Annotated in this window: 17 protein-coding genes and 1 rRNA gene; 17 read left to right on the top strand and 1 reads right to left on the bottom strand. The window is 38.2% G+C overall.

Going from position 1 to position 16758, the window contains the following annotated elements; all coding sequences use genetic code 11:
- The first annotated feature begins 238 nt into the window (after positions 1-238).
- From rrf to rsmI, 12 genes are all read left to right on the top strand, one after another.
- Positions 239-354, top strand: a 5S ribosomal RNA gene (rrf, locus tag IC621_RS25440).
- Positions 355-1315: 961 nt separating this feature from the next.
- Positions 1316-1513, top strand: a complete 198-nt coding sequence (locus tag IC621_RS25435) for a sigma factor G inhibitor Gin (RefSeq protein ID WP_191162770.1) — start codon at positions 1316-1318, stop codon at positions 1511-1513.
- 442 nt (positions 1514-1955) lie between these two features.
- Positions 1956-3407, top strand: coding sequence for an aminotransferase class I/II-fold pyridoxal phosphate-dependent enzyme (locus tag IC621_RS25430; RefSeq protein ID WP_191162768.1), 1452 nt, complete (start codon positions 1956-1958; stop codon positions 3405-3407).
- Between the two features lie 6 nt (positions 3408-3413).
- Positions 3414-4043 carry a dTMP kinase gene (gene tmk / locus IC621_RS25425; RefSeq protein ID WP_191162766.1) on the top strand — a complete coding sequence of 210 codons (630 nt, stop codon included), beginning with the start codon at positions 3414-3416 and terminating at the stop codon, positions 4041-4043.
- Positions 4044-4162: 119 nt separating this feature from the next.
- Complete coding sequence (locus IC621_RS25420; protein WP_191162764.1) at positions 4163-4492, top strand: cyclic-di-AMP receptor; 330 nt, start codon at positions 4163-4165, stop codon at positions 4490-4492.
- A gap of 5 nt (positions 4493-4497) precedes the next feature.
- Positions 4498-4938: a YaaR family protein gene (locus IC621_RS25415; RefSeq protein ID WP_191162762.1), complete on the top strand. Its 441-nt coding sequence runs from the start codon at positions 4498-4500 to the stop codon at positions 4936-4938.
- Positions 4939-4950: 12 nt separating this feature from the next.
- Entirely contained in the window at positions 4951-5946 is a 996-nt protein-coding gene (gene holB / locus IC621_RS25410; protein ID WP_191162760.1) for a DNA polymerase III subunit delta', read from the top strand.
- 2 nt (positions 5947-5948) lie between these two features.
- Positions 5949-6776, top strand: a complete 828-nt coding sequence (locus tag IC621_RS25405) for a PSP1 domain-containing protein (protein ID WP_191162758.1) — start codon at positions 5949-5951, stop codon at positions 6774-6776.
- A gap of 14 nt (positions 6777-6790) precedes the next feature.
- Positions 6791-7159 carry a DNA replication initiation control protein YabA gene (yabA, locus tag IC621_RS25400; RefSeq protein WP_191162756.1) on the top strand — a complete coding sequence of 123 codons (369 nt, stop codon included), beginning with the start codon at positions 6791-6793 and terminating at the stop codon, positions 7157-7159.
- Positions 7160-7489: 330 nt separating this feature from the next.
- Positions 7490-8242 (top strand): tRNA1(Val) (adenine(37)-N6)-methyltransferase, encoded by a 753-nt coding sequence (locus IC621_RS25395; protein ID WP_191162755.1) that lies wholly within the window; start codon positions 7490-7492, stop codon positions 8240-8242.
- A 216-nt stretch (positions 8243-8458) separates the two neighbouring features.
- Positions 8459-8740 carry a GIY-YIG nuclease family protein gene (locus IC621_RS25390; RefSeq protein WP_191162752.1) on the top strand — a complete coding sequence of 94 codons (282 nt, stop codon included), beginning with the start codon at positions 8459-8461 and terminating at the stop codon, positions 8738-8740.
- 32 nt (positions 8741-8772) lie between these two features.
- Entirely contained in the window at positions 8773-9621 is an 849-nt protein-coding gene (gene rsmI / locus IC621_RS25385) for a 16S rRNA (cytidine(1402)-2'-O)-methyltransferase (protein WP_191162774.1), read from the top strand.
- Between the two features lie 56 nt (positions 9622-9677).
- Here rsmI and IC621_RS25380 read toward each other — a convergent pair whose 3' ends face one another.
- Positions 9678-9962: an AbrB/MazE/SpoVT family DNA-binding domain-containing protein gene (locus IC621_RS25380; protein ID WP_191162751.1), complete on the bottom strand. Its 285-nt coding sequence runs from the start codon at positions 9960-9962 to the stop codon at positions 9678-9680.
- A 515-nt stretch (positions 9963-10477) separates the two neighbouring features.
- Between IC621_RS25380 and metG the strand changes: the two genes are divergently transcribed.
- From metG to rsmA, 5 genes are all read left to right on the top strand, one after another.
- The gene (gene metG, locus IC621_RS25375; RefSeq protein ID WP_191162749.1) at positions 10478-12451 is read left to right on the top strand and encodes a methionine--tRNA ligase; all 1974 of its coding nucleotides are present in this window, start codon (positions 10478-10480) and stop codon (positions 12449-12451) included.
- Positions 12452-12701: 250 nt separating this feature from the next.
- Positions 12702-13469 carry a TatD family hydrolase gene (locus IC621_RS25370; protein ID WP_191162747.1) on the top strand — a complete coding sequence of 256 codons (768 nt, stop codon included), beginning with the start codon at positions 12702-12704 and terminating at the stop codon, positions 13467-13469.
- 313 nt (positions 13470-13782) lie between these two features.
- Positions 13783-14982: a G5 and 3D domain-containing protein gene (locus IC621_RS25365; RefSeq protein WP_191162772.1), complete on the top strand. Its 1200-nt coding sequence runs from the start codon at positions 13783-13785 to the stop codon at positions 14980-14982.
- A gap of 146 nt (positions 14983-15128) precedes the next feature.
- Positions 15129-15692 carry a ribonuclease M5 gene (rnmV, locus tag IC621_RS25360; RefSeq protein ID WP_191162745.1) on the top strand — a complete coding sequence of 188 codons (564 nt, stop codon included), beginning with the start codon at positions 15129-15131 and terminating at the stop codon, positions 15690-15692.
- A complete protein-coding gene (gene rsmA, locus IC621_RS25355; RefSeq protein ID WP_191162743.1) occupies positions 15685-16566 on the top strand; it encodes a 16S rRNA (adenine(1518)-N(6)/adenine(1519)-N(6))-dimethyltransferase RsmA in 882 nt (293 codons plus the stop codon). Before rnmV ends, rsmA begins: the two co-directional genes overlap by 8 nt.
- Positions 16567-16758 lie beyond the last annotated feature (192 nt).

Genomic DNA, 16758 nt, shown 5'->3' with positions numbered 1-16758 from the left:
TTCGAGGTGGAAGCATGGTGACATGTGGAGCTGACGAATACTAATCGATCGAGGACTTAACCACAATTTTTAACCGCGTTACTCGGTGAAAAGCGAACTTGGTGAAGACGTTATCTAGTTTTGAGAGAACATGTCTTTCAAAGGATCTTCTGCTAGAGACTGTCACGTCCTGTGACAAACGCAGAAGCCAGCACATCCTGTGCTAGTCTAGTTTTGAGAGAACATTCTCAAACATTTATCTGGTGATGATGGCGAAGAGGTCACACCCGTTCCCATGCCGAACACGGAAGTTAAGCTCTTCAGCGCCAATGGTAGTGAGGGGCTTCCCCTTGTGAGAGTAGGACGTCGCCAGGTTCATAAGGAAAAGAACAGCTGAGTGCTGTTCTTTTTTTGTTTCAGAAAGTTTTAAATGGATAATAAGGATAAAAGGTCATTGAAGTCATCCACCACAATTCGGATTATCTAACGAAAAACAGGGAATTTTGTCGAACAATCGATATTTGGGAAATTTCGAAGATAAATCTGTGGTTTTCGAAGATTTATTAAAAATTTCGAAGATAAAGGGTTCATTTTCGAAGATATCTTGTTTTCCATTCCGCTCTTCGCGTCATTTTTCCATAGAACCCCTTTATGAAGGCGCTTTCTCCCTCATGAAAATCAAATTTGGAGGGATAGAATGATGACAAATACGGAACATTCCTCAAAATTATCAGTTATGGGTATGGAATAGGAAGTTCAATAACCCAGCGTCCCCCAAGATCCCTGCAATTTTCGTAGTCACCCGCCAAGCCAATATAGACACTTTCCAGCCAATATCGTGGATTGGCGGAAAGTAATATCGCTTACATGGCAAGTGAATTCCAAGAATAAGCCACTAAGTTTGAAGAATAGGACACTAAATTTCCGCATAGGGAAAGAAAGCGGGGGGTTCAAGACAATAAAAAGGATCAAAGGCAAGTAAATATGAAAATCAGGAGAGATGTTTAACCTGTCTAATAAAAAGAAAAACTCGAGCAAATCACCTGTTTACGGAAAGAGTTGGTCTTGAAAAAGATTAACGATTAAGTGTAAGTTTCCTATTTCCAAGAAGCTGACCCCTCCAAATTTAAACAAAAAAAATCCTTAGCCAAAGCGTTTTAGCTTTATTCTTATTATATCCATGATAAACTTCTTATCTTTTTCGTTTTGATACAGACACTGACAACTTTTGAGTTACATATGATAAGAGTGTATAAGAAATTTAGATTTAATATTTGGAAAATTGCATACAAATAAATGATCTGGGCAGACTAAAAAGTATGGAGGTGGAGAGGCCGTGGAAAAAGAAGCTTCAAAAACAGGGGAAATTTGTATTATATGCGATAAACAAAAAGATCAAGGGATTCATCTCTATACTAGTTTTATTTGCGCAGATTGTGAGCATGATATTATTCACACTCCAACATCAGAAGAGAAGTATCAGGTGTTTGTTGAAAAATTAAAAAGAATTAAGACACCCCCTTTATATTCATAGGCCGAATCAGGCCTTTTTTTCATTTAAGAAAGTTTAAGTTAATTAAAGTATGAACGTGATAAAGAGTGGTATCTTTGGCCAGCTCCGCCCTTAGGTCTCAGGGTCAATCCGCCGGAGAAGGTTAAAGAACACCCTTCTTGACGACTCGCCTTGTGCTTGTCGATGAAAGACTAGCGCTTTGCGCTTTTCGTTCTGTATTTTTAATAGGGACGTGCAACATAGTGTAATCTTTGTCAGCTTCAAGCGTCTATTTTCTCGGGGTCACAAGCATTGGACAAGGTGTAAGTCTAGGTGATTGAAAAAACTCTTATTAGTAAACTCAGGGACTCAGGTTGTTTCCTTCAAAATAGTGAGTGATTATGTTTTTTTCGTCATTTAATTTTAAAGAGACGGCTTTCTCTTGTATAATATCTCTATACTGATAAAGGACGGTTTCGTTTATATGAAAACACCCTTATTTTCTGCATTGAAACGCTATTCAGAGCAGAAGCCTGTTTCTTATCACGTTCCGGGGCATAAGAACGGGACTGTTTTTTTAAAGGAATATCGTTGTCAGTTTCAAGAGTTATTAAAAATAGATGTAACCGAATTGACAGGGTTGGATGACCTTCATCAGCCGAGTGGCGTGATTGCGGAAGCTCAAGAGCTTCTGAAGCAATTATATAAAACGGAGAAATCCTATTTTCTTGTGAATGGATCGACCGCAGGGAACATTGCGATGATTATGGCTTCTTGTGGAGAAGGGGATGTTGTGCTTGTTCAGCGAAACAGTCATAAATCTATTATGAATGGAATATTGCTTGCGGGAGCAAAGCCGGTATTCCTTGGGCCAGAATATGATTTGGATGCAAAAGCTGCCACCATAGTCAAGGAAGAAATTGTTCTGGAGGCATTGTGCCGTTTCCCACATGCTAAAGCTTTAATTCTTACGAATCCCACTTATTTTGGTCATAGCTGTCAATTGGACAAAATTGTGAAAGCTGCTCATGAAAAATCAATTCCTGTCCTAGTAGACGAAGCACATGGAGCTCATTTCGTTCTTGGCGAACCATTCCCTCCATCTGCATTGAAAGCAGGCGCTGATGTAGTGATTCATTCTGCCCATAAGACACTGCCAGCAATGACGATGGGCTCATTTTTGCACGTTCAAAGCAATTTATTATTCTTTTCAAAAATAGAAAGGTGCCTCTCGATGGTACAGTCGAGCAGTCCCTCTTATCCGATTATGGCTTCCCTTGATTTGGCAAGAGCTTATTTAGAAGAGTTTATGGACAAAAGGAAAAAAACTTCTATACCCAGCCTTGTTCAATCTTTTATCGTTCTCTTAGAAGCCTTTCCTTCAATAGAAATTGTAAATTCTAAAGATGAAAGTGTAGTAAAGGATCCATTGAGAGTATCGATAAGATCAACGAATGGGCTAACTGGCTTTGAGCTTCAATCAATTTTTGAAAAAGCAGGCATTTATCCAGAGCTGGCAAATAATGATCTAGTATTATTTGTTCTGCCGCTTTCAGATCAATTGGACTTGCCTATCGAGAAATTCACAGAAGCAGGCAAGCTGCTTGAGGAAGCAGGTGACTTGTCTGATAGACATGCACCAAAGGTCAAATTAGAAAAAGAATCTGCTCATATTACCGAACTGAAATTTTCCTATAAAGAACTAGAAAGACTTGACACTGAATTTGTCAGTATAAGTGATGCAATTGGGTTTATTGCTGCAGAGGCTGTTGTCCCATATCCGCCGGGAATTCCTTATTTAATGCCAGGTGAAGATATAAAGAAAGAACATGTAGAATATATATCTTACATGTTAAATACCCAGACTCATTTTCAAGGAGGATCACAATTAAAGAACGGGAAAATTTTGATATACAAAATCGGAAAGTACAGGTGAAAAATTTTGAAAGGTTTATTTATTACATTTGAAGGACCTGAAGGCGCAGGAAAAACGACAGTTCTTCAAGAAATTGTAAAAAAATTAAAAAGCGAAGAAATCCCAGCCCAGTATACAAGAGAACCGGGCGGAATTAAAATTGCTGAGGAAATAAGACAAGTCATTTTAAATAAAGAAAATACTGAGATGGATTCAAGAACAGAAGCGCTTTTATATGCTGCAGCAAGACGACAGCATCTCATAGAAAAAGTTATTCCTTTATTAGAAAAGGGTGAAATCGTCCTTTGTGACAGGTTTGTCGACAGTTCTTTAGCTTATCAAGGATATGCGAGAGGGCTGGGAATTGATGAGGTTTTCTCCATTAATCAATTTGCCATCCATGATGTTATGCCTGATCTAACCTTTTATTTTGACTTATCACCTGAAAAAGGTTTGGAGAGAATTGGAAAAAATAATAGTCGTGAAGTCAATCGATTAGATTTAGAAGGCTTACATTTTCATAAAAAGGTGCAACAGGGATATAAAATCATTAACGATCGTTTTAAAAATAGAGTAAAAATAATAGATGCAGATCGAGCATTAGAAAATGTGATCGATGAAGTGTATAGTGTGTTGAAGTCTTTTATGAAACGATAAGATCGATTGTAACGAAGTAGTGAATTATTGTTATAATAGTAAGAAGAAGAGAAAAGTTTCCATAGAGGATTCGGTGAATTACCAATCCCGGCATGTTACAATAAAAAGGAGGCACTATCATGAAATTAGTGATTGCGGTCGTACAGGATCAAGATAGCACACGCTTGCTAAACGCTTTAACAGACCATAATTTTCGTGTCACAAAGCTTGCGACAACTGGCGGATTCTTAAAATCTGGAAATACGACTTTTATGATCGGTACTGAGGACATTCGTGTCGATAAGGCGTTAGATATTATTAAAGATAGCTGTCAATCAAGAGAACAATTAGTAGCACCTGTATCACCAATGGGAGGAAATGCTGACTCATATGTTCCATATCCTGTTGAAGTAGAAGTTGGCGGAGCGACAGTGTTTGTCCTGCCAGTGGAACACTTCCATCAATTTTAGGAAGCATGAAAATAAATCAAGAGGTTAGAAATAAAATTGAAAAACGGGGTCTTGATCAAAAAGGCTATATGCCGGCCAGCAAAGCTTTTAGAAATGCTCTCCAAAAACAGAACCATAAGCTTCATATTGAACAGCTTAACAGGCTCATGGCTGAACTGGAAACGGTTGGGTCTCGGGCAGATAAATCGAGGAATTTTCAGGATTTAGCTAAGTTCAAGTCATTGGTCAAACGCTTTATCCGTGAAGCAGTCCAAAATGGAATGAACCTTAAAGAAACAAGCGGCTGGGATTTTAATGGGAATAGCCGGACATTAAGAGTTGTAGAGCAAATTGATCAGCAATTGATTGAGCTTACAAACCAGATTGTCAGCAAGGAAACAGAATCAATTGATGTTTTGGCGGAAATTGGTGAAATCAAAGGTTTATTAATCAACTTATATACTTAGAGAGTGATAGTTATGACAGGTAAATGGGGAGAATTGACAGCCTATCAACCCAGAATTATAAAGCTGTTATCTAAATCGATTCAAAAGAACCGGTTAGCGCATGCCTATCTGTTTGAAGGGAAAAAAGGTACAGGTAAAAAGGAAGTTAGTCTCCTATTAGCAAAAAGTTTTTTCTGTACGAACAGACAAGACCGCGGTGAACCTTGTGAGGAATGCCGAAATTGCAGGAGGATTGAATCTGGAAACCATCCGGACCTTCATCATATTGAACCAGATGGTTTGTCTATTAAGAAATGGCAAATCCAAGAGCTTCAGGGAGAATTCACAAAAACTGGATTAGAATCTAATAAGAAGCTCTATATCATTTCGCATGCGGATAAAATGACGACAAATGCGGCTAACAGTCTGCTTAAATTTTTGGAGGAGCCTAATTCAGATACGGTAGCGGTTCTACTCACAGAACAAGTACATCAGATTTTAAATACAATTCGTTCAAGGTGTCAAATACTTACCTTTACACCACTGTCTTCTCAGGTCATTCAGAGGGAATTGGAAAAACAGGAAGTTCCACAATCACTTGCGGGACTCGTTGCAAATGTGACAAACAATCTATCAGAAGCGCTCGAATTAAGTCAAGATGATTGGTTTGCACAGGCGAGAGCGAAAGTGATAAAATTGTATGAAGTTCTTAACACTAGAAAAGGACATGCTCTAATTTTTATACATGAGCAGTGGATGCCTTTTTTTAAAGAAAAAAATATGCAAGAAAGCGGTTTGGACTTATTGCTTTATATATATAAAGATATTATATCAATCCAAATTGGAAATGAAGATAAGGTCATTTACCAGGACTTATTCCAACAATTAAAGCAGCATGCACTGCGTATATCTCAAAAAAGTGCCGCTAATAAAATTCTAGCCATTTTGGAGGCGAAAAAACGACTTCACTCAAATGCAAGTCCTCAGTTACTAATGGAGCATTTGGTGTTGACGTTGCAGGAGGGATAAGTTTGTATGAAGTAGTCGGAGTCCGCTTTAAAAAAGCGGGAAAAATATATTATTTTGACCCAAACGGGTTTCATATAGATAACGGAGATTTTGTCATTGTTGAGACAATTCGTGGTGTCGAATATGGGAAAGTTGTTATTCATCATAAAAAGGTAGAAGACCACGACATTGTCCTGCCTTTAAAAAAGGTCATAAGAGTGGCAGATATGAAGGATAAAATTCTCGTAGAAGAAAACGTACAAGCTGCAAAAGAGGCTTACGAAATTTGCCAGTCAAAGGTGACCGAACATGGCCTTGATATGAAAATGGTAGATGTGGAATATACTTTTGATCGAAATAAAGTGATCTTTTACTTCACAGCAGACGGACGTGTAGACTTTCGTGATTTGGTGAAAGATTTGGCAGCCATATTTAAAACCAGAATTGAGTTAAGACAAATCGGGGTGAGGGACGAAGCAAAAATGCTTGGAGGAATCGGTCCTTGCGGCAGAATGTTGTGTTGTTCGACATTCTTGGGTGATTTTGAGCCTGTCTCAATCAAGATGGCAAAAGACCAAAACTTATCATTAAATCCAACCAAAATTTCAGGATTATGCGGCCGATTAATGTGCTGCTTGAAATATGAGAATGATGAGTATGAAACAGCAAAGGAACAGCTCCCTGATTTAGGGGAAATCATCACTACCCCTAATGGAAAAGGAAAGGTAGTAGGGTTGAATATCCTTGAACGAGTTTTACAAGTCGAACTAATGGACAATGAACGAGTTGTAGAATACACGTGGGAAGAGTTGCTACAAGAGGGCGCTGTATCAATGCAATCCACAGATTAATTGAGGTGGAAGCCTTGGATAAAAAGGAAATCTTCGAATCAGTTAGCAGTATGGAGGAGCAAATTGGTTCCCTATACAGCAGGCTGGGAGAGCTAAAAGAACATATTGGACAACTAATTGAAGAAAATCACCACCTGCAGCTAGAAAATCAAAATTTACGCCGCAGGCTTGATTCTGCAACAGAAAAAGAGCAACAAAAAGAAGCCGCCGATGGCGATTTGGATCGCCAGGATGAAAAATCTCCAATCGTGGATATTGGGGAAGGGTATGATAATTTGGCGCGGCTTTATCAGGAAGGCTTTCACATTTGTAATGTCCATTATGGAAGTGTAAGACAAAATGGTGATTGTTTATTTTGCCTGTCTTTCTTAAATAAGAAATGAAACGAGCTTCCTTTAGAGGAGGCTTTTTTTCTAGATACGAAAATTTAAGTGAATAATATTAAAGGCTTTGTGTCTATCTCACCCAGCCGGACTTTCAAGTTTCTCAAAAAACTGCCTTATCGGTAGACTCGCCTTGCCCGCCCTACACTGTGCCAGGCTTATTATCCAGTACTGGAGTACAATGGACCTTAAGCCATAAGAGGGATCTGTCAAAAGGCTAAAAGACAACTATTCTGAAGGATCACCCGACTGCTTGTCGCCGAAGGGTTCGTGCCTTGTGTGTTTTTCTATTTCAAATCGCAATTATTCACAGAAGGAAGGTTTACAATAATGGTTACATTAAAAGGTGACGAACGCTTAGACTACTTATTAGCGGAAAAATTAAGGATCATCCAAAGTCCTTCGGTGTTTGCCTTTTCACTTGATGCTGTTTTATTATCAAAATTTGCTTATGTTCCTATTCAGAAGGGGAATATTATCGATCTATGTACAGGAAATGCTGTTGTGCCGTTGTTGTTAAGTACTCGATCCAAAGCACATATAACAGGTGTTGAAATTCAGGAGCGATTATATGATATGGGCCAAAGAAGCATTCTCTCTAATGAATTGGACAGACAGATTTCTTTAATTCACGGTGATTTAAAGGATATGCCAGTCGAATTAGGGTATGGAAGGTTTGATGTGGTGACGTGCAATCCCCCTTACTTTAAAACTCCTAAGAAAGAGGAAATGAATTACAATGAGCATCTTGCCATTGCTAGACACGAAATTCATTGCACATTGGAGGATGTGATAAGGGTTAGCAGCCAGCTTGCTAGGATGGGAGGAAAGATATCACTCGTTCATCGTCCGGGCAGGCTCCTTGATATTACAGAATTAATGAGAAAGTATAAAATTGAACCAAAAAGGATTCAATTTGTATATCCTAAACAAGGCAAAGAGGCAAACACCTTGTTAGTAGAAGGCATTAAAGGCGGTAAACCTGACTTAAAGCTTTTGCCTCCTTTATTCGTATATAATGATAAAAACGAGTATACAAAGGAAGTTAGGTACATCTTGTATGGTGAAGAGGGTCTATACTGAGTTGATTTTTATCAGTTAAGAAAGTTTAAGTTAATTAAAGTATTAACGTGATAAAGAGTGGTATCTTTGTCCAGCTCCAAGCGCCATCGGCCCTTAGGTCTCAGGGCAATCCCTGCCGGCTCGCATTGTGCTTGTCGCCGATAGGCGGTCGCTCTGCGCTTTTCGTTCTAAAGGATCGTCCATATACAAGATAGGGGCAGGAGGCTGTAAGTTTAAATGAGTAATCATTATTTCTATGTATTAGAGTGCAATGATGGAAGCTATTATGGAGGGTACACCACGAATATTGAAAAAAGGATTCTTGTCCATAATGAAGGAAAAGGTGCAAAATATACACGTGCCAAAAGGCCTGTTCAATTAATTTATAATGAAAGCTTCCAATCAAAAAAAGAGGCTATGAAGGCAGAGTATTATTTTAAAAAATTATCTAGAAAAAATAAAGAACGATACATAGCAGGGGAATTACCGACACTGTATAGGGAGGAGGGTGAAAATTGAGGCAGCAAAAAAGCTTTGCAGAAGATTCCGAGATGGGAAGCTTGTACCTTGTTCCAACACCGATAGGAAACCTAGAGGATATGACTTTTCGTGCAATTAATATTTTGAAATCATCGGACCTTATCGCGGCAGAGGACACGAGACAAACGAAAAAGCTTTGTCATTATTTTGAGATCGAAACGCCAATCATCAGCTACCATGAACACAATAAAAATATGAGCGGCTTGAAAATAGTAGATTTGCTAAAGCAGGGAAAGCAAATTGCGCTCGTAAGTGATGCAGGAATGCCAACTATATCTGACCCTGGTAGTGAATTAGTACAGCAGGTTCTTGAGGAAAGAGGAAAAGTGATTCCGCTCCCTGGAGCAAACGCTGCGTTAACAGCCCTCATCGCCTCTGGTATTAATGTTCAGCCTTTTTTCTTTTTTGGTTTCCTTGATCGCTCTAAAAAGGGAAAGAAAAAACAGCTGGAAGAATTAAGAGCTAGAAAAGAAACAATTATTTTTTATGAATCCCCTCATAGGTTAAAAGAAACCTTACAGCTCATGCGGGATATTTTCGGAGAGCGGTGTATCTCTTTAACGAGGGAACTAACAAAAAAGTTTGAAGAGTTTATCCGTGGGACTTTAACTGAAGCTGTTAATTGGAGCCAAAAAGAAGAAATCCGCGGCGAGTTTTGTTTAATAGTTCAAGGGAACCAGGACGAAACAAACACAAATTTTGAGCAGTGGTGGGATTCGCTATCAGAAAAGGAGCATGTTCAACATTATATTGATCAAGGATTACCATCAAAAGAGGCCATTAAACATGCAGCAAAGGACCGAAACATTCCAAAACGGGATGTTTACCAGGCTTTTCATGTTGAAACTAAAGACTCGTAAATGATAGAAATGCTTTATAAACGAAAAAACTCGGCAACAAAAGCCGAGTTTTTGTATTATTTTTGAAGCTGAAATTGGTCTTGGATTTCTTGGATGATTTTTTCTGCACCTTCACGGCTTAATACTAATTTACCATTGGCAAGTGAAAGATTGTCGTCTGAAACCTCACCTGTTACTTGGCAAGTCATGTTTGGTTTATATTTTTTTAAGATGATTCTTTCGTCATCAACATAGATTTCTAAAGCGTCTTTTTCTGCAATTCCTAATGTGCGGCGAAGTTCGATTGGAATGACCACACGTCCTAGTTCATCAACTTTGCGTACAATACCTGTAGATTTCATACTTTTTCTCCTCCCATTGTTCACTAATATTTATTCTGTCTATGCACTATTCGTCATTATTCGACAAATTTTGTTTGCTCTATTAGCATATCAGTGTTTCCAATAAACGTCAATATTTTTAGTTCCAATAGTTTGTAAAAAAAGAAATTCATTGGCATAATGGGTGATAAATCCTGATGTATTAATATTCCTTACCCTAATCAAAAGGGAGTGAAACACAAAAAAAGGAAATTTCATATGCGATTTGGTCTTGTTAAAAACTATAAATTCGACATGAAACTTATTTCATTCGACAAAAATTCTACTTTTTATAAACAATTATAAAAATTCGCTTGAACATCCTGTTTTTTTGACCATACCATGTATATTTTCTTGATATTAGAGGCTAAGATGGTATCATATTGTATATAAATAGTGATTAGATTGTCTATTATTTTTATAATCTTAATACGTTTTATCATCGCTCTCGTCCCTTGTGCGGGAGCTTTTCTCATAATTTGACTGGAGGGTATGAATTGGAAAAACACAATAAAACTTTTTATATTACTACACCCATTTATTATCCAAGCGGTAAATTACATATAGGGCATGCCTATACAACTGTTGCTGGTGATGCAATGGCCCGCTATAAGCGCATGCGCGGATACAATGTTATGTACTTAACGGGGACAGATGAGCATGGTCAAAAAATTCAAAGGAAAGCCAAAGAAAAAGGAGTGGCTCCTCAAGCTTTCTTAGATGAGATTGTAGAAGGTATTCAAGATCTTTGGGCGAAAATGGAGATTTCTTATGATGATTTTATCCGGACAACGGAGCAGAGGCATAAAGATATTGTCGAAAAAATCTTTCAGCAGTTAGTTGACCAAGGAGATATTTATTTAGATGAATATGAAGGCTGGTATTCTGTCCCTGATGAGACTTATTACGCAGAACATCAGCTTGTCGATCCGATCAAGGAAAATGGAAACATTGTTGGCGGGAAAAGCCCAGACAGCGGGCACCCGGTGGAGCTGGTAAAAGAAGAGTCGTATTTCTTTAAAATGAGTAAGTATGTCGATAGATTGTTAGCTTATTATGAGGAGAACCCAGACTTTATACAGCCTGAATCCCGGAAAAATGAGATGATTAATAACTTTATCAAACCTGGATTAGAAGACTTAGCGGTATCCCGGACTTCATTTGATTGGGGAGTCAAAGTTCCAGGAAATCCAAAGCATGTTATTTATGTTTGGATTGATGCTTTATCAAACTATATAACAGCTTTAGGATATGGAACTGAAAATGATCAAAAGTTTAAAACATATTGGCCGGCTGATGTTCATCTAATGAGTAAAGAAATTGTGCGTTTCCATACCATCTATTGGCCAATCATGTTGATGGCCCTGGATTTACCGTTGCCAAAAAAGGTTTTCGCTCACGGGTGGCTGTTAATGAGGGATGGCAAAATGTCTAAATCCAAAGGAAATGTTGTCGACCCCGTTACATTGATCAATCGTTATGGATTAGACGCACTTCGTTACTATCTATTGAGAGAAGTGCCATTTGGTTCAGACGGTGTATTTACACCGGAAGGCTTTATTGATCGGATTAATTTCGATTTAGCAAATGACTTAGGAAACTTGTTAAACCGTACTGTTGCGATGATTCAAAAATATTTTGAAGGAACTGTTCCTGAATATGCCGGCAGTAAGACAGAATTTGATTCAGTGTTAGTAACTTTTAGCAAGGATACGATTCAAAAATATGAAGAGTCTATGGAAAAGATGGAATTCTCGATTGCTCTCTCAACTATTTGGCAATTTATCAGCAGGACAAATAAATATATTGATGAAACGCAGCCTTGGGTATTGGCAAAAGAAGAAGTGGATCGTGAAAAATTAGCATCTGTTATGTATCATCTTGCAGAAAGCTTACGAATAACAGCTGTTATGCTGAAGCCATTTTTAACGCAATCTCCAGAAAAAATATTTGCGCAATTAGGAATAAAAGACGAGTGGTTAAAAGAGTGGGATAGCTTGCTTGAATTTGGAAAGTTAGAGGCTGCACAAGTATCAAAAGCAACCCCTATTTTTCCTCGTTTAGAAACGGAAGAAGAAGTCATGTATATTAAAGAACAGATGAAGGGCAGTACTCCTCAAGAGGAGGAGGGAAAAATCGACGAAGCTAACGAAATTACGATTGATGATTTCATGAAAGTAGACTTTCGTGTAGCCGAAGTTCTTTCTGCTGAGCCAGTGAAAAAGGCAGACCGTCTTTTAAAAATCCAGCTGGATTTAGGCTTTGAAAAGCGTCAGGTCGTCTCTGGTATCGCCAAGCATTATCAACCTGAGCAGCTTGTTGGGAAAAAGGTCATTTGTGTGGCAAATCTCAAACCTGTAAAATTGCGAGGGGAATTATCACAAGGAATGATCTTAGCTGGAGATGAAAATGGTATATTATCACTAGCTACTGTCGATCAATCTCTTCCGAATGGAACGAAAATCAAATAATTTTGTCGAAGAGGTGTTTCACGTGTAACATTCAGTCGAACACCTCTTCTTTATTAAAATGGTTCGAACTATTCAACTTTCAATTGCACACCAAACAGAAAGATTCATGTTTATGGGGAAACATAGACCATTGGAGGGGTAGTTGTACAGTGACCCATCTATGAAAAATTTATAGGTACCAAGAATATTGTTTGAATATTTAGAGGATTTTCTCATTTTATGTCTAATAATAAGTGAAAGGAGAAAAAGAATGCTATTCGATACACATGCACATTTAAATGCTATTCAATATGAAAATGATCTTCAGGAGGTCATTGAACGTGCAAAAAAAGAAAGTGTAGAACGTATAGTTATAGTAGGGTTTGACCGCCCAACGATTAAGAAGGCAATAGAATTAATAGATACATACGAGTTTATGTATGCGGCAATTGGCTGGCATCCAGTAGATGCGATAGATATGAAAGAGGAAGATTTAGAGTGGATTAAAGATTTATCAAGTCATCCTAAAGTAGTGGCGATCGGAGAAATGGGCCTTGACTACCATTGGGACAAATCTCCTAAGGATATTCAAAAAGAAGTCTTTCGAAAGCAAATTGCTTTAGCAAAAGAAGTTAATCTTCCAATTGTTATACATAATCGTGATGCGACTGCTGATGTGGTTGAAATTTTGCAGGAGGAAGGGGCCTCAGAAGTAGGCGGAATCATGCATTGTTTTACAGGAAGCTTAGAAGTGGCCAAACAATGTATGGAGATGAATTTTTATATTTCCTTTGGCGGGCCTGTAACATTTAAAAATGCAAAAAAACCAAAAGAGGTTGCTTCAGAGATTCCACTTGATCGCCTATTAATTGAAACTGACTGCCCGTATTTAACACCTCACCCTTTTAGAGGGAAACGAAATGAACCAAGCTATGTAAAATATGTGGCAGAGCAGATTGCAGAGTTAAGGGGAATGACTTTTGAGGAAGTAGCAGCAAAGACTTCCGACAATGCTAAAAAATTATTCGCTATATCATGATAAGGAATAGTGTCGGACTTTGAAGAAGCTTGTCCAAATAAATAATTATTCAAAAAAGTTCTACACGTCTCCTTTCGTTCATAGGATAACTTTGTCGACAAGTCTCTCTTCCCTTTTTTCTCTTTTTTTTGCATAATAGAACATGCGATTAAAAAACTCATTCTTATCCTATCAGCTGCTGCTTGATATGAATAAGGGAACATAGCTCAAATCACTTTAAAAATTGAAAAAAGTGGTTAGGGTTGACAGGTCCGAAGATACTTTATATAATCTCTCGGAGGAGAAGGAGGCGTTTTTCATCGTGATTGAAAACATGAAAAGACTGTTTTCCAACAAACTAACAAAGAATAAGATTGCCATATCTGTTGCTAGTTTACTAGTACTAGGAACAGGAACAGCTTACGGTACATATGAGGGAACTAAAAATACCGTCAATCTGACCGTAGATGGTAAAGAGCAACAGATTCGCACTCACGCAGATACAGTCGGAGATCTACTAAAGGATCTGAAAATTGATGTAAGAAATGAGGACCGTGTTACTCCAAAAGCAAACACGGAGCTTACATCAGATATAGATGTAGTCTATGACCATGCACAGTCGGTGCAGCTGACAATGGGTGATGAGCGAAGGACAATCTGGACAACAGCGAAAACAGTAGAACAGCTTATTGAAGAAGAAGAGATTGATATAAACGAACATGATATCATCAAGCCAGCTTTATCTTCGAAAATCGAAGAAGGTTTGAAGCTCGATATCAAAAAAGCGTTTCAAGTAAAATTGAACGTTGCTGGGAAAGAAAAACAGGTTTGGGCAACTTCGACTACGGTCGCTGACTTTTTAAAAGACCAGAACATTCAGCTTAATGATCTTGATAAAGTCGAACCAACATTGGACCATCAATTATCGAAAAAAGATGGAGCAGTTACTGTAACAAAAGTAGAAAAGGTCACCGATGTAGTGGAAGAACCCGTTGCTTTTGCTGTTAAAACTGAGAAAGCCAGTGATTTAACAAAAGGAAAGCAAGAAGTAATTGAACCAGGTGAAGAAGGAAAAAAAGAAAAACATTATGAAGTTGTAATGGAAAATGGTAAAGAAGTATCTAGGAAACTTCTAAAAGAAGAAATTGTTAAAGAAAGTAAAGATCGTGTCGTAGCTCTTGGAACAAAGGCTGAGCCACAGCAGGTAAGCACAGCTACTGTATCGCGCAGCAACAATTCCAATGGAAAAGAATTTTATGTATCATCTACAGCCTATACTGCAAGCTGTAACGGATGTTCCGGTGTAACCGCTACAGGAATGAACTTGCGCTCAAATCCAAACGCCAAGGTTATTGCTGTCGATCCTAATGTGATCCCATTAGGTTCTAAAGTACATGTTGAAGGCTATGGGTATGCAATAGCAGCTGATACAGGCGGTGCGATTAAAGGGAATAAAATTGATGTCTTTTTTTCAGATAAATCTTCTGCTTACCGATGGGGCAGAAAGCAAGTGAAAATAAAAGTGCTCGACTAATCTCTTACAGAGGGGTTTTTATCCCTCTGTTTTTTTGCGTTATACTAGTTACTATTGGTATACCTTTTTAAGAAATATTCAAACTGCTTTTTACACTTATATAGACGATTGAATTGGTAAGAAGGTTTCATTATTTGGAGGAAAAAATGAAAATAAAAGAAATTATTGTGGTTGAGGGCAGAGATGATACTGTCGCCATTAAAAGAGCTGTTGAAGCAGATACAATTGAAACTAGCGGTTCGGCTATTAATGAGGCAGTAATCGCGCAAATTCGGCTCGCTCAGCAAACCAGAGGCGTTATTATTTTCACCGACCCTGATTTTCCGGGAGAAAAGATCAGAAAAACAATTTCTTCGGAAATTCCCGGTTGTAAGCATGCATTTTTAAAAAAAGAGGATGCTAAACCTAAAAAAGGTCGGGGAATTGGGGTAGAACATGCTTCTTCAGAAGCAATCCGCGAAGCTTTAAAGAGCGTAAAGGAAGAAATGATTGAGTCAATCGAATCTGAAATTTCAAAGGATGATTTACTAAAAGCCGGCTTAATAGGGGGGCAGCAGGCTAAATCAAGGAGAGAAAGCCTGGGTATCCATCTTAAAATAGGATATACAAATGGAAAACAACTGCAAAAACGGCTGCAGATGTTTCAGATTTCGAGAAAAGCGTTTTTAAACGCAATGGATGTTATTTTGCAGGAGGAACATAATGAATAAAGATATAGCGACCCCGGTGAGGACGAAGCAAATTCTTGAAAAATATGGATTTTCGTTTAAAAAGAGCTTAGGACAAAACTTTCTTATTGATACGAATATTCTCCATCGAATTGTTGATCACGCCAATATTACTTCACAAACTGGAGTAATTGAAGTAGGTCCGGGGATAGGTGCGTTAACTGAGCAGGTTGCAAAACGGGCAAAGAAAGTTGTAGCATTTGAAATCGACCAGCGATTATTACCGATTTTAAAGGATACCCTGCAGCCGTACCCGCATGTCAAGGTCATCCATCAAGATGTCCTAAAGGCTGATTTAAAAGAAGTGATTGCAGAGGAGTTTAAGGATTGCAAGGAAATTATGGTGGTAGCTAACCTTCCTTATTACGTGACTACCCCAATTGTCATGAGATTCTTAGAAGAAAAACTTCCGATAAAAGGCATAGTTGTCATGCTGCAAAAAGAGGTAGCTGATCGAATTTCAGCAAGCCCTTCAACTAAAGATTATGGTTCCTTATCTATCGCTGTTCAGTTTTATACTGAAGCTAAAACAGTGATGACAGTTCCAAAAACAGTTTTTGTCCCCCAGCCGAACGTAGATTCAGCTGTTATCAGGCTTTCTTTGCGAGAGGATCCGGCAGTAAAGGTTGAAAACGATGAGTTTTTCTTTCAGCTTGTAAGAGCGAGCTTTGCTCAACGAAGAAAGACGATTCTTAATAACCTTGTCAATAATCTCCCAAATGGTAAACAACAAAAAGAAGTAATTGAACATGCTCTTGAACAGGTTGAAATTGATTCAAAACGAAGGGGAGAGTCATTAAGTATAAAAGAATTTGCGATGTTAAGCGACAGTTTATATAAACGATTTGAGGCCTAGGTTTTAGGCTTTTTTTGGTTTCAGAAAGTTTAAGTTAGTAAAAGTATTAACGTGATAAAGAGTGGTATCATTGTCCAGTTCTGCTCTTTTCGTTCTGTTTCAGAAAGCATTCCTGTATTAAAGCAAAATGGGGTTTGAATAAAAAAAGTCCCCTTGGTATGATACGAGGTGTCCAAAGCTGCGCAGCACAAG

This window comes from Metabacillus arenae, from assembly GCF_014773385.1.
Lineage (GTDB): Bacteria > Bacillota > Bacilli > Bacillales > Bacillaceae > Metabacillus_D > Metabacillus_D arenae.
This window is presented reverse-complemented; position numbering and strand designations above follow the sequence as displayed.